11 protein-coding genes are annotated in these 12020 nt (G+C 61.3%); 3 read left to right on the top strand and 8 right to left on the bottom strand.

What is annotated here, in order from left to right; all coding sequences use genetic code 11:
- Positions 1–192 precede the first annotated feature (192 nt).
- The 6 genes from ACE4QZ_RS02735 to ACE4QZ_RS02710 all read right to left on the bottom strand — a co-directional run bounded on the left by ACE4QZ_RS02735 (position 193) and on the right by ACE4QZ_RS02710 (position 5626).
- Positions 193–981 carry an N-acetylmuramoyl-L-alanine amidase gene (locus tag ACE4QZ_RS02735; RefSeq protein ID WP_021784604.1) on the bottom strand — a complete coding sequence of 263 codons (789 nt, stop codon included), beginning with the start codon at positions 979–981 and terminating at the stop codon, positions 193–195.
- Between the two features lie 77 nt (positions 982–1058).
- Positions 1059–2996 (bottom strand): GGDEF domain-containing protein, encoded by a 1938-nt coding sequence (locus tag ACE4QZ_RS02730; protein ID WP_021784603.1) that lies wholly within the window; start codon positions 2994–2996, stop codon positions 1059–1061.
- 27 nt (positions 2997–3023) lie between these two features.
- The gene (locus ACE4QZ_RS02725; protein WP_021784602.1) at positions 3024–3878 is read right to left on the bottom strand and encodes an endonuclease/exonuclease/phosphatase family protein; all 855 of its coding nucleotides are present in this window, start codon (positions 3876–3878) and stop codon (positions 3024–3026) included.
- Between the two features lie 12 nt (positions 3879–3890).
- A complete protein-coding gene (gene dsbA / locus ACE4QZ_RS02720) occupies positions 3891–4523 on the bottom strand; it encodes a thiol:disulfide interchange protein DsbA (RefSeq protein WP_003252987.1) in 633 nt (210 codons plus the stop codon).
- A 151-nt stretch (positions 4524–4674) separates the two neighbouring features.
- Positions 4675–5292, bottom strand: coding sequence for a c-type cytochrome (locus ACE4QZ_RS02715; RefSeq protein WP_003252989.1), 618 nt, complete (start codon positions 5290–5292; stop codon positions 4675–4677).
- 31 nt (positions 5293–5323) lie between these two features.
- Positions 5324–5626 carry a c-type cytochrome gene (locus ACE4QZ_RS02710; protein ID WP_003252992.1) on the bottom strand — a complete coding sequence of 101 codons (303 nt, stop codon included), beginning with the start codon at positions 5624–5626 and terminating at the stop codon, positions 5324–5326.
- A 201-nt stretch (positions 5627–5827) separates the two neighbouring features.
- On the opposite strand from ACE4QZ_RS02710, the gene yihA reads away from it, so the two are divergent.
- A complete protein-coding gene (gene yihA / locus ACE4QZ_RS02705) occupies positions 5828–6460 on the top strand; it encodes a ribosome biogenesis GTP-binding protein YihA/YsxC (protein ID WP_010951522.1) in 633 nt (210 codons plus the stop codon).
- A gap of 357 nt (positions 6461–6817) precedes the next feature.
- Here yihA and polA read toward each other — a convergent pair whose 3' ends face one another.
- Positions 6818–9565 (bottom strand): DNA polymerase I, encoded by a 2748-nt coding sequence (gene polA, locus ACE4QZ_RS02700; RefSeq protein ID WP_021784601.1) that lies wholly within the window; start codon positions 9563–9565, stop codon positions 6818–6820.
- A gap of 75 nt (positions 9566–9640) precedes the next feature.
- Here polA and ACE4QZ_RS02695 point away from each other — a divergent pair, with 75 nt between their 5' ends.
- Both ACE4QZ_RS02695 and ACE4QZ_RS02690 read left to right on the top strand, forming a co-directional pair.
- Positions 9641–9928 carry a DUF2782 domain-containing protein gene (locus tag ACE4QZ_RS02695; RefSeq protein WP_003252997.1) on the top strand — a complete coding sequence of 96 codons (288 nt, stop codon included), beginning with the start codon at positions 9641–9643 and terminating at the stop codon, positions 9926–9928.
- A gap of 69 nt (positions 9929–9997) precedes the next feature.
- Positions 9998–10948, top strand: a complete 951-nt coding sequence (locus ACE4QZ_RS02690; RefSeq protein ID WP_021784600.1) for a homoserine kinase — start codon at positions 9998–10000, stop codon at positions 10946–10948.
- Between the two features lie 111 nt (positions 10949–11059).
- On the opposite strand, the gene ACE4QZ_RS02685 is transcribed toward ACE4QZ_RS02690, so the two are convergent.
- Positions 11060–11968 carry a zinc ABC transporter substrate-binding protein gene (locus tag ACE4QZ_RS02685; RefSeq protein ID WP_031322607.1) on the bottom strand — a complete coding sequence of 303 codons (909 nt, stop codon included), beginning with the start codon at positions 11966–11968 and terminating at the stop codon, positions 11060–11062.
- Positions 11969–12020: the final 52 nt, after the last annotated feature.

The raw sequence follows: 12020 nt of genomic DNA, 5'->3' as shown, positions 1-12020 counted from the left end.
TGATAACCAAGGTATAGCAACTGAATCAAGAATCACCTTCACCGTTTGGCGCTTCGCTGCAATCCTCCTACGCTCTTTTTAGAGGCAGCCTCGTGGCCGTGATGAGACCATTAACGTTGGTACGACTGCGTCGACCAAACCCGACTCTTCGCAGCGCAAGGCCGCTGCAACAAATACCCCGCCCGCCGTGTCTCAACGCATGCGGTTAAGTACCTGCAGCATCGCTGCTGTCTGCGCATCCGGCATGCCGTCGAAACGCTGCGGGCGGAAGCGCATCTGGAACGCGGCGATTACATGGCGTGTGGCTACATCCAGCACACCGGTCTGATCGATCTGATAGCCAAACCGTGCCAGCTCCTGCTGGTACCAGCCAACGCTTGGCGGGTTGACGCTGAAGTAGGCCTGCTGCCGTGCCACGGCGTTGGCATCCGGCCAGACACCCAGCCCGGCATCGGCCAAGCGCTTCCACGGAAACAAGGGTCCCGGGTCCAGCTTGCGCAACGGGGCGATGTCACTGTGGCCGATGATATGGCGTGGTTCGATGTTGTTGCGTTTGACAATGTCCTTGAGCAGCGCGATCAACGACTGGATCTGCGCCTCGCTGTAAGGGTGCCAGACCCGGCCGTTCGGGGTGTCGGTGAAGCCCGGATTGACGATCTCGATACCAATGGACGAGGAGTTCAGCCAGGTGCGCCCCTGCCACTGGCTATCACCGGCATGCCAGGCACGACGGTTTTCATCCACCAGTTGATACACCTTGGCCGGACCATCGCCGATCAGGTAATGGCTGCTGACCTCACCATGGGTAAGCAGCGCCAGGGAGCGCTCCAGCGAAGCATTGGTGTAATGCAGGACAATGAACTGGATGCGGTTGTCCTGATTGACCGAAGGGTGGCTGCGGTCGATGCGCAGGCCTGTCGAGCAACCGGCGACAGACAACAGCAAAAAGGAAATCAGGGTTTTCTTAAGCGTGGAAAGCACGTCAGTGGCCTCAGCGTACGAGTGCTACAGTATAACGTGCTCGCCTGCGCTGTGCCTGCCGAGGCGACGGCGGCTGGCTAGCCCTGCTCAACGCGATTTCGCCCCTGCTCCTTTGCCCGGTACAGCGCTGCATCGGCTCGTTTGAGCACCTGGTCGCTGCGCTCGCCAGAGTGGAATGCGCCCAAGCCGATGGAGGTGGTGATCACCACCCGCTCACCCTTGAAGTGGAATGGGCAGGCTTCGACTGTGGCGCGCAACACCTCGGCCATTTGCGCGGCGACTGCCGGCGTGGTCTGCGGCAGCAGCAAGACGAATTCCTCGCCGCCAAACCGGGCGATAAAATCACGGGCCCGAAGACGCTTGCGCAACTGGTCGGCAACGATCTTGAGGACCTTGTCCCCAGCCAGATGCCCATAGTTGTCGTTAATGCGCTTGAAATGGTCCAGGTCAAGAATCGCCATCGCCAGATGGCCACCGTTTTCCTTCCATTCGAGCATTTCGCGTTCGACTCGCTCGCTCCAGGCCGCACGGTTGGGCAGGCCGGTGAGCGGGTCCAGCAGAGCTTTCTGGCGCTGCTCCTCCAGGTGCTCGCGATAACCAAGTGCTTCATGCTCCATGCTCGCCACCCGCTCCGACAAGCCTTGCAGTCGATCGGCCAGTTCCTGCTCGCGGCGATCACGCTCGTGCTTGTGCTCGTCCATGGTCACCAGCAAGCCTTCCAGGCGGTTTTCCAGAATGTGCTTGAGGCTGTCTACATCGGCGGCACCTTGCACGCTGCTCTGCAGGCCGTCGACGTGTTCACGCAGTTGACTATCCAGTTCGCGGGCAGCGGTGCTGTTGTCAGCATGGCCGGCGCTGGCCTCGTGCAGATGACTCTGGAAACCTTCCAGGCGTTCATTGAGCTGCTGCAGGTAAGTTTCGAATTCGTGCTGGCCGCTGTCGGTGATCGCCAACATGAGTACTGCCAAGTCATCCAGCACCGGAATCAGCTCATACCAGTTCAATCCGCGGGCAACCCGCTCGCGCATTTCCAGCGCCTGAGCCTTGTGTCGCTCGGGCAGACTGAGGTCATCGAGCAGACCGATCAGGGTCTGCTCAATGTGCGCGGCAACCTGGCTGTAAGGCGGCTCCACTGCGTAGGGCAGTGCATAGGGACCGTCTTCACCAAGGATTTCTTCAAGGGCTTGTAATGGTTCTGCGTCAGCCAACGGCTCGCTGACGGCAACTGCAACCTCTGGCAGTGGCACTTTATGCTGTGGCAACGGGACTGGCGGCATTTCCGCCGTTTCGATCAGAGCCGGGCCAAGCGCCTCCAGCTCAAGCTCGGGCGCTTCGGCCACCTCGACAGTCGGAGCAGCAGGGGCCGCCAGCGGTTGTAGCGCATCGACGTCATCGGGCTGCGAGGGCTCGGTACTGCCGGCTGCCAAGGGCACAACCTCTTCAACTGGCAACGCCACCGGCGCAAGCTCTGGTCCTGCCTGTACATCTTCCTCGCGGCTTCCAAACAACCGCTGCAGAAAACCCGGTCGGGCTTCTTCACCCGTCTTGCCAAGGGCCGACAGCGCGCGCCCCTGCAGGCCACTCAACTCGCCCAACAGTGGCGGCAGCTCGCGTGACTGGGCAACCCCACCGTCGAGTTTCTTCGCCAGTTTTTTCAATGACCGCGAGATATCACTGGGTAGCGGGAGGCCTTGCAGTTGGCCAACCAGTGCGGTCAGCGCATCGCTGACCTGGTTCATGCGGGCTTCGCGACGCTGTTCGGAATCCAGTACCGCTTTCTCAAGGCGCGGAATCAAGCCGGCGAGGCCGGCGTCCATGTTGCTGCTGCGAATGACGTCGCGCATTTCCTTCATGCACTCGTCTACCACCTTGTCACTGCCTTCAGCAGCCAGGGTGCTGCGCACCAGACCTCGACGCAGCAGGTCAAGGCGGGCGTCCCAACGACGCTCGAGCTTTTCTTGCTGCTCGATGCTTTTAAGGTATTTTTCTTTCCAGCGCTCAGCGTCTTCAGTCATGCCCGGGTCCGCAAACGGTGATGGCAATTAGCTCAAAACCGGCAGCGTATCCACAGTCAATGCATCAGGCAATCGAATCTCGACTGCAACGGGAAGGTGGTCCGAAATTGGCTGCGCCAGCACCTCGACACGTTCCAGTGTGAGGCTTGAGCTGAGCAGAATATGATCAAGGCAACGCTGCGGTCGCCAGCTGGGGAAAGTGGCCTCGACTTGCGGGGCGACCAGGCCCAGGTCGCGCAGCGGCGAGTGCTCGAGCAGGTCAGTGGCGTGGGTGTTCATGTCGCCCATCAGCACCTGGTGACGGTAACCGCCAATCAGCTCGCGGATATACCCCAGCTGCAGGGCGCGGGTCTTGGCCCCCAATGCCAGGTGCATCATCACCACTATCAACGCATCGTCACCTTCGCCAAACCGGACCAGGATCGCACCACGCCCGGCCGGGCCAGGCAACGGATGGTCTTCGAGCAGTTGAGGCTTCAGGCGGCTGAGCACACCGTTGCTGTGCTGGGCAAAACGCCCAAGGTTGCGGTTGAGCTGCTGGTACCAATAGGGGAAGGCCCCCAAGTGGGCCAGGTGTTCGACCTGGTTGACGTAACCCGAGCGCAGGCTGCCACCATCGGCTTCCTGCAGGGCCACCAGGTCGAAGTCGCCCAGCAGCCTGCCGATTTTCTGCAGGTTGCCGGCACGCCCGTTATGCGGCAGCAGGTGCTGCCAGCTACGCGTCAGGTAATGGCGGTAGCGCTCGGTGCTTATGCCCACCTGGATGTTGAAACTGAGCAACCGCAGGCGGCCATCCTCGGGCAGGCCCGGGGCCTGCAGGTGATGCTCGTTGACCTGCGGCTCGTGCAGGCTAATGCCACGCGTAGCTCTGAAGCGGGGCATGGATGGCGCCGCCTACTTGGCGGCGCGCTCCTTGTCGATCAGCTGGTCGGCGACATTCAGCACGCCTTCCGGTCCGCCGGCAGTACCCAGGTCGAAGCGGTACTTGCCGTTGACGACCATACTCGGTACGCCGGTGATTTCATACTTCTTCGCCAGTTCCTTGGCCTGTTTGACCTGGCCTTTGATGGCGAACGAGTCGAAGGTAGCGAGGAACTTGTCCTTGTCAACGCCTTGAGTGGCGAGGAAGTCGGCCATGTCGTTCTTGTCGGTCAGGCGCTTGTGCTGGTTCTGAATGGCATCGAACACCGCCGCGTGCACCTTGTGCTCGACGCCCATGGCTTCGAGGGTCAGGAACATCTGGCCGTGCGCATCCCACGGGCCACCGAACATGGCAGGTACGCGCTTGAAGTTGACGTCCTTGGGCAGCTTTTCAGCCCAAGGGTTGATGGTCGGCTCGAAGTGGTAGCAGTGTGGGCAGCCGTACCAGAACAGCTCGACGACTTCGATCTTGCCAGGTACGGAAACCGGAACAGGGTTGCTCAGCTCGATGTATTCCTTGCCAGCAACAGGCTCGGCGGCCTGAACGGCAGTCATACCGAATACGCTGGCGGCGACCAGCGCAGCGCTGAGAATCAGTTTACGCATGCTTTACTCCTGAGCAGTCATGAGTCGCCACGACGCGACCTGCACTGAGACAGGCCGGGAAGGGCTCGAGTTCTGTAGTGTAACGGCTGCGGACGGAAAAAAGGGCAGCCCGGCCGCCCTTTCATCATTGGCCTACAACATTAACCGAAAGTTAATGCAGGCCCTGGATGTAGCTGGCCAACGCTTCGATATCATGGTTGCTCAGCTTGCCAGCGATAGTGCGCATGGTCATGGCATCGCCATCGTTGGTGCGGTTGCCTTCGCGGAAGTCAGTGAGCTGCTTGGCCACGTACTGCGAGTGCTGCCCGCCCAGGTGCGGGAAGCCAGCCAGGGCGATGCCCGCGCCGTTAGGCGAGTGGCAGCCAGTGCACGCTGGCATGCCCTTTTCCAGGTCGCCGCCGTTGAACAGCGCACGGCCGCGCTCGACCAGCTTGGGATCGGCGGCACCCACGCTGCCTTTCTGGCTGGAGAAGTAGGCAGCGATATCGGCCAGATCCTGGTCGCTGAATGCGGCCAGCATGCCGGTCATTTCCAGCACGGTACGCTTGCCCGATTTGATATCGTGCAGTTGTTTTTCGAGATAGCGCTGGCCTTGGCCGGCCAGTTTAGGGAAGTTCGGTGCCAGGCTGTTGCCGTCGGGATTGTGGCAGGCGCCACAGACGGCGGTCTTGGCCTGGCCAGCGGCGGCATCGCCTTTGATAGGTTGCGCAGCAGTGGCCGCACCAGCGACACCCAAGGTCAACAGCAGACTCACGACTAGTTTGTTCATCAGCTAATCCAACACGGCTAAGGGTGAAATGTTATGTATCGGGACTGCCGCTCATCCAAAGGATGACCAAACGGTAGTCCTCGGCACTGCAGTCCATGCACAATCCACGCGGCGGCATAGCCTTGAAACCCTGGGTCACGTGCTTCACCAGTACATCCATGCCTTGCGCCAGCCTTGGCTCCCATGCTGCCCGGTCACCCCGTCTGGGTGCCTGTGGCAACTGCCCGGTGTGACAGGCCGCACACGTGCGGTTGTACAACACCTCGGGATCCTGTGTAGCCTGTGCGCTGAAAAACGGCAGGAACATACCGACAGCAAGCAGCCATTTCGCCATGCGGAACGACCTTCAGGGTTGGGGGCCGCGCTGCGTTCTGTTGCGCGAGCTATTGTTCGACACCCCATGCCCGTTCTCCTTCGCTGGGAGAATGAGCACACAAAAACTGGGGCATTATATACTTCCGCCATCCAAACGGAAACGACACCGCTTGCCAGGCTTGGCTCTACAAAGTCAGGCAACACCCACATCGGATATCCCATGCAAGTCAAGAACCCCATCCTCGGCCTCTGCCAGAAAGCCAAATTCGCCCTCAGCGCAGCCAAGGTCGAACAATGCCCGGACGACCAGGGTTACGAGGTGGCTTTTGCCGGCCGTTCCAACGCCGGCAAATCCAGCGCCCTCAATACCCTGACTCATGCCAGCCTGGCGCGTACCTCGAAAACTCCCGGGCGCACCCAGCTGTTGAATTTCTTCAGTCTGGACGATGAACGGCGTTTGGTCGACCTGCCAGGCTATGGTTATGCAAAAGTTCCTATTCCGCTCAAGCAGCACTGGCAGAAACACTTGGAAGCCTACCTGGGCAGCCGTGAGTGCCTGCGTGGCGTGATCCTGATGATGGACGTGCGTCACCCGATGACCGACTTCGACAAAATGATGCTCGACTGGGCCAAGGCCAGCAGCATGCCGATGCACATCCTGCTGACCAAGGCCGACAAGCTGACCCACGGCGCGGGCAAGAACACACTGCTGAAAGTGCAGTCGGAAATCCGCAAGGGTTGGGGCGATGGCGTGACCATCCAGCTGTTCTCGGCACCCAAGCGTCTGGGTGTGGAGGATGCCTACCGGGTGCTGGCCGACTGGATGGAACTGGAAGACAAGCCGGTCGTTTAATGCTTTGCACTTGAACCGTAGGAGCGGGTTTACCCGCTCCTACGGGGCTCAGTACAAGCCAAACGGCAAATTCCGGGCAAAAAAAACCCCGGACTTCGTATGGGGAGGGGGAAGTTCGGGGTCCAAGTCCGGACCGCTAGGGCGGGGTCCAGATATCTGCCAACACTTAACACAACATAGGAGCATCGAAGGGCTTCACCAGCCATTCAGTTACTCTGAGTTCCGCTTCACCGGTTTAGTTCCGAAGCCCATAAAACTATTTGCGATAGTTTCATGAAACTTAAGCATCCACGGCACTGAGCGGTGCCTGGATCTGCGTCACTACGTCGCAGATCCTACACAGTTTTACCTGCTCAATCAGTGAGCTTCGTCCCAATTCGCACCAACTCCCGCCTCGACCAGCAGCGGCACATCCAGCTGCGCGGCCTGGCTCATGTGGTGGCGAATTTCATCTTTCACCTGCTGCACCAGGTCCTCGCGTACCTCGAGCACCAGTTCGTCGTGCACTTGCAGGATCACCCGGGCATCCAGCCCGCTCTCGCTCAACCAGTTGTCTACTTTGACCATTGCCCGTTTGATGATGTCGGCAGCAGTCCCCTGCATCGGCGCGTTGATCGCCGTGCGCTCGGCGCCCTTGCGCAGGGCAGGGTTCTTGGCATTGATGTCTGGCAGGTACAGCCGGCGGCCAAACAGGGTTTCGACAAAGCCTTGCTCGGCCGCCTGAGCGCGGGTGCGCTCCATATAGGCCAGCACGCCCGGGTAGCGGGTAAAATAGCGATCGATGTAGTCCTGTGACTGCTTGCGATCGACGCCGATTTGCTTGGCCAGGCCAAAGGCGCTCATGCCGTAGATCAGGCCGAAGTTGATGGCCTTGGCGCTGCGGCGCTGGTCGGTGGTGACATCTTCCAGGGCCACTCCGAACACTTCGGCTGCCGTAGCGCGGTGCACGTCCAGGTCGTTGCGGAAGGCATGCAGCAAGCCTTCGTCCTTGGCCAGGTGGGCCATGATGCGCAGCTCGATCTGTGAATAGTCCGCCGCCAGAAGCTTGTAACCCGGGCTGGCGACGAACGCCTGGCGGATACGCCGGCCTTCTGCGGTGCGGATCGGGATGTTCTGCAGGTTTGGGTCGCTCGACGACAACCGGCCGGTGGCCGCCACGGCCTGCTGGTAGGAGGTGTGGATACGCCCGGTGCGCGGGTTGATCTGCCCCGGTAACTTGTCGGTGTAGGTGCTCTTGAGCTTGCTCAGGCTGCGATACTGCATCAGCACCTCTGGCAGCGGGTAGCCTTGCTCGGCCAACTCGTCGAGTACTGCTTCGGCGGTAGATGGCTGGCCCTTGGCAGTCTTGCTCAGCACCGGCATGCCCAGCTTGTCGTAAAGGATCGCGCCCAGCTGCTTGGGCGAACCGAGGTTGAACGCCTCACCGGCGAGCTCGTAGGCACGCAGCTCAAGCTCAGCCATCTTCACGCCCAGCTCACCGCTCTGTACTTTCAACAGCTCGGCATCGACCAGAGCACCCTGGCGCTCGATCCTGGCCAGTACCGGCACCAGCGGCATCTCGATATCCATCAGCACTGGTTGCACGCTCGGCGTCTGTGCCAGGCGGGCCTGCAATACGTGGTGCAGGCGCAGGGTGATGTCGGCATCTTCGGCGGCGTAGGGGCCAGCTTTGTCCAGGTTGATCTGGTTGAAGGTGAGCTGTTTGGCACCCTTGCCGGCGATGTCCTCGAAGGCGATCGTGGTGTGGTCGAGGTACTTCTGCGCCAGGCTGTCCATGTCATGACGGGTGGCGGTGGAGTTCAGCACATACGACTCGAGCATGGTGTCGTAGGCCACGCCGCGCATCTCGATGGCGGGGGAGCCATTGGCGAGGATGTTGATGTCGTACTTGGCATTCTGCCCGACCTTGGCCTTGGCCGGGTCCTCCAGCAGTGGTTTCAGCGCCAGCAGCACGGCCTCGCGGTCCAGCTGAACCGGCGCGCCCTCGTAATCGTGGGCTAGCGGCACATAGGCCGCTTCATGCGGCTCGACAGCGAACGACAGGCCGACCAACTGCGCCTGCTGGGCGTCCAGGCCGGTGGTCTCGGTGTCGAAGGCGAACAGCGGTGCCTGGCGCAGCTTCTCCAGCCAGGCGTCGAAACGGGCCTGGTCGAGAATGGTTTCGTACCTAGGCTCGACCTTGGCCGCCGGCTCCGCAGCCGGGGCAACATCGTCACCGGCCTTGGCCGCATCACGCTGCACCTCGGCGACCCAGCTCTTGAACTCCATCTCGGTGTACAACGCCAACAGCGCCTCGCGGTCAGGTTCACCGCATACCAACGCCTCGACCTCGACGTCCAGCGGCACGTCAACCTTGATGGTGGCCAGCTCGTAGGACAGGAATGCCGCGTCGCGGTGCTCCTCCAGCTTGGCCGGCAAGGTCTTGGCGCCGCGAATGGCCAGCGCTGGCACCTTGTCCAGGTTGGCGTAAAGGTCGCTGAGACCACCGCCGATGCCGGTCAGCAGCCCCACCGCCGTTTTTTCACCCACGCCCGGCACGCCGGGGATGTTGTCGACCTTGTCACCCATCAGGGCCAGGAAGTCGATGATGTGTTCCGGGCCGACGCCGAATTTCTCGTGCACGCCAGCCACGTCCAGCACGCTTCCGGTCATGGTGTTGACCAAGGTAATGTGCCCATCCACCAGTTGCGCCATGTCCTTGTCACCGGTCGAGATGATCACCGGGCGACCCAGGGCGGCGCTGCTGCGCGCCAGGGTGCCGATCACGTCGTCAGCCTCGACACCCTCCACGCACAGCAGCGGGTAGCCCAGTGCCTTGACGCTGGCGTGCAGCGGCTCGATCTGTACCCGCAGGTCGTCCGGCATGCTGGGGCGGTTGGCCTTGTACTCGGCGAACATGGCATCGCGGAAGGTGCCGCCCTTGGCGTCGAACACCACGGCAAACAGGCTGTCGGGGTATTGCTTGCGCAAGCTCTTGAGCATGTTCAGCACACCCTTCACCGCACCGGTCGGCATGCCCTTGGACGTGGTCAGCGGCGGCAGCGCGTGGAAGGCGCGATAAAGGTAGGAGGAACCGTCCACCAGGACGAGGGGCGCTTGGCTCATGAGCAGAATCAACCTTTTCGACGGGTCCGGCGCTAGAATAGCCAGAATCATTGACGACAAAGGGACTAGGTTATCATGCGCACACTCAATCGCCTGTTACTGCTCGGCCTGTTGGCAACCACGCCTGTCGTCACCCTGGCGGCGGACGACGCCCCCTCGGCCGATCCCGAGGTGACCATTCGCACGGAAGGCGACAAAACCATCCAGGAATACCGGCAGAACGGCTTCCTGTATGCGATCAAGATCACGCCGAAAAACGGCAAGCCTTATTTTCTGGTGCGCGCCGATGGCACTGATGCCAATTTCATTCGATCCGACCAGCCGGACATGCTGATTCCGTCCTGGAAGATCTTCGAGTGGTAAGCTGACGCGCACCGTTCACATCAACCCGGCACTTCCCGGCGGAAGTGCCCGTATGGGCAATTTTTCATCATGTCAGTCTTCACCCCCGTGACCCGGCCTGAGCTGGAAACCTTTCTGGCGCCGTACGAGCTGGGCCGTCTGCTCGACTTCCAGGGCATTGCCGCCGGTACCGAGAACAGCAATTTCTTCGTCAGCCTCGAACAGGGGGAGTTCGTCCTGACGCTGATCGAGCGTGGGCCCAGCGAGGACATGCCGTTCTTCATCGAGCTGCTCGACACCCTGCACGCTGCCGACATGCCGGTGCCCTATGCCATTCGTGACCGCGACGGCAATGGCCTGCGCGAGCTGTGCGGCAAGCCGGCATTGTTGCAGCCCAGGCTGTCGGGCAAGCACATCAAGGCCCCCAACAACCAGCACTGCGCCCAGGTCGGGGAGTTGCTGGCACACATTCACCTGGCCACCCGCGAGCACATCATCGAACGCCGCACCGACCGCGGTCTGGACTGGATGCTGGCTTCGGGTGCCGAGCTCCTGCCACGCCTGACTGCAGAGCAAGCCGCATTACTGCAGCCGGCGCTGGACGAAATCAGCGCACACAAGGCGCAGATTCTGGCCTTGCCGCGGGCTAACCTGCATGCCGATCTGTTCCGCGACAACGTGATGTTCGAAGGCACCCACCTGACCGGTGTGATCGACTTCTACAATGCCTGCTCCGGGCCGATGCTGTATGACATCGCAATCACCGTGAACGACTGGTGCCTGGATGAGCAGGGCGCGGTAGATGTACCTCGCGCCCAGGCGCTGCTGGCAGCCTATGCGGCGCTACGGCCGTTCACTGCCGCCGAAGCCGAGCTGTGGCCGGAAATGTTGCGGGTAGGCTGCGTGCGTTTCTGGCTGTCGCGCCTGATTGCGGCCGAGTCGTTCGCCGGGATGGATGTGATGATCCACGACCCGGGCGAGTTCGAAGTGCGTCTGGCGCAGCGCCAGCAGGTGGCTTTGCACCTGCCGTTCGCCCTCTAGCCCTCTTCAGCTTCTTCGCGGGCACGCCCGCTCCCACAGGTACAACGATAAACTCAATGTTTGAGTTTATCCCTGTGGGAGCGGGCGTGCCCGCGAAGGGCCGGTATAGGCTTACAACTGCTCCAGGCAGCCTGCCAGGTCACCGCCCAGTTTCTCGAGCAAGCGCTCATACCCTTTGCCATCCACCGGATCGGTGCCGCCCAGGGCATCCAGCTCGGCCAGGCGCACCGGCAACCCGGCAGTCAGGGTCTCGGCCAATCGCGGCCGTATTGGCGGCTCGCTGAACACGCAGGTCTTCCCTACTTCCTGCAGGCGCTGGCGCATGGCCGCCACATGTTGCGCCCCAGGCTGCACCTCGGACGCTACGCTGAACACGCCCGCGTGCTTCAAGCCATATTCAGCCTCAAAATAATCGAAGGCTTCATGGAAGACGAAGTACGGCTTGCCGGCAATACCGGCCACGCGCGCCTTGATACGCCCGTCCAACGCATCCAGGCGTTCATCGAAGGCCTTCAGGTTGCTCTGATAGCGAGCCGCATTGGCCGGATCGACCTGGGCCAGATCAGCTGCCATTTTAGCTGCGATCACTCGCGCATTGACCGACGATAGCCACAAGTGTGCATCAAGACTGCCTGGGCGGTGGTCATGGTCGTGGTCGCTGTGGTCTTCTTCCTCATGGGAATGGCTGTCCTCGCCAAAGTGGCGCAACTTCATGCCAGGCAGCGCCTGCACAGCCACTGTGGCCTTGCTACGGCTTCCCAGCACACGCGGAAGGAAGTTCTCCATGTCCGGGCCGATCCAGTACAGCAGGTCGGCATCGCCTACCCGCCGCACGTCGGAGGGGCGCAGCGCATAGTGGTGGGGTGAAGCCCCGGGTGGCAGCAGCACTTCAGGGCTGCCAACACCATCCTGCACGGCAGCGGCAATCTGCTGCAGGGGCTTGATACTGGTGAGCACACGCACGTCGGCCTGCGCGGAAAATGCGATGAAAGCGACAAACAGAACCAGGAATCGGGACACGGTGAATACTCGAGTCGTCAGAAACAGGTAACATAATAACGTCTCTGTCCAG

Origin of the sequence: Pseudomonas sp. DCA-1, assembly GCF_046523955.1 — a bacterium.
Taxonomy (GTDB): domain Bacteria; phylum Pseudomonadota; class Gammaproteobacteria; order Pseudomonadales; family Pseudomonadaceae; genus Aquipseudomonas; species Aquipseudomonas putida_Y.
This window is presented reverse-complemented; position numbering and strand designations above follow the sequence as displayed.

Excerpts from the sequence above, each read along its gene's own strand:
- ACE4QZ_RS02710 (WP_003252992.1), bottom strand. The coding sequence starts at position 5,626 with ATGGCGAAATGGCTGCTTGCTGTCGGTATGTTCCTGCCGTTTTTCAGC.
- polA (WP_021784601.1), bottom strand. The coding sequence starts at position 9,565 with ATGAGCCAAGCGCCCCTCGTCCTGGTGGACGGTTCCTCCTACCTTTAT.
- dsbA (WP_003252987.1), bottom strand. The coding sequence starts at position 4,523 with ATGCGTAAACTGATTCTCAGCGCTGCGCTGGTCGCCGCCAGCGTATTC.
- ACE4QZ_RS02715 (WP_003252989.1), bottom strand. The coding sequence starts at position 5,292 with ATGAACAAACTAGTCGTGAGTCTGCTGTTGACCTTGGGTGTCGCTGGT.
- yihA (WP_010951522.1), top strand. The coding sequence starts at position 5,828 with ATGCAAGTCAAGAACCCCATCCTCGGCCTCTGCCAGAAAGCCAAATTC.
- ACE4QZ_RS02730 (WP_021784603.1), bottom strand. The coding sequence starts at position 2,996 with ATGACTGAAGACGCTGAGCGCTGGAAAGAAAAATACCTTAAAAGCATC.
- ACE4QZ_RS02690 (WP_021784600.1), top strand. The coding sequence starts at position 9,998 with ATGTCAGTCTTCACCCCCGTGACCCGGCCTGAGCTGGAAACCTTTCTG.
- ACE4QZ_RS02725 (WP_021784602.1), bottom strand. The coding sequence starts at position 3,878 with ATGCCCCGCTTCAGAGCTACGCGTGGCATTAGCCTGCACGAGCCGCAG.
- ACE4QZ_RS02695 (WP_003252997.1), top strand. The coding sequence starts at position 9,641 with ATGCGCACACTCAATCGCCTGTTACTGCTCGGCCTGTTGGCAACCACG.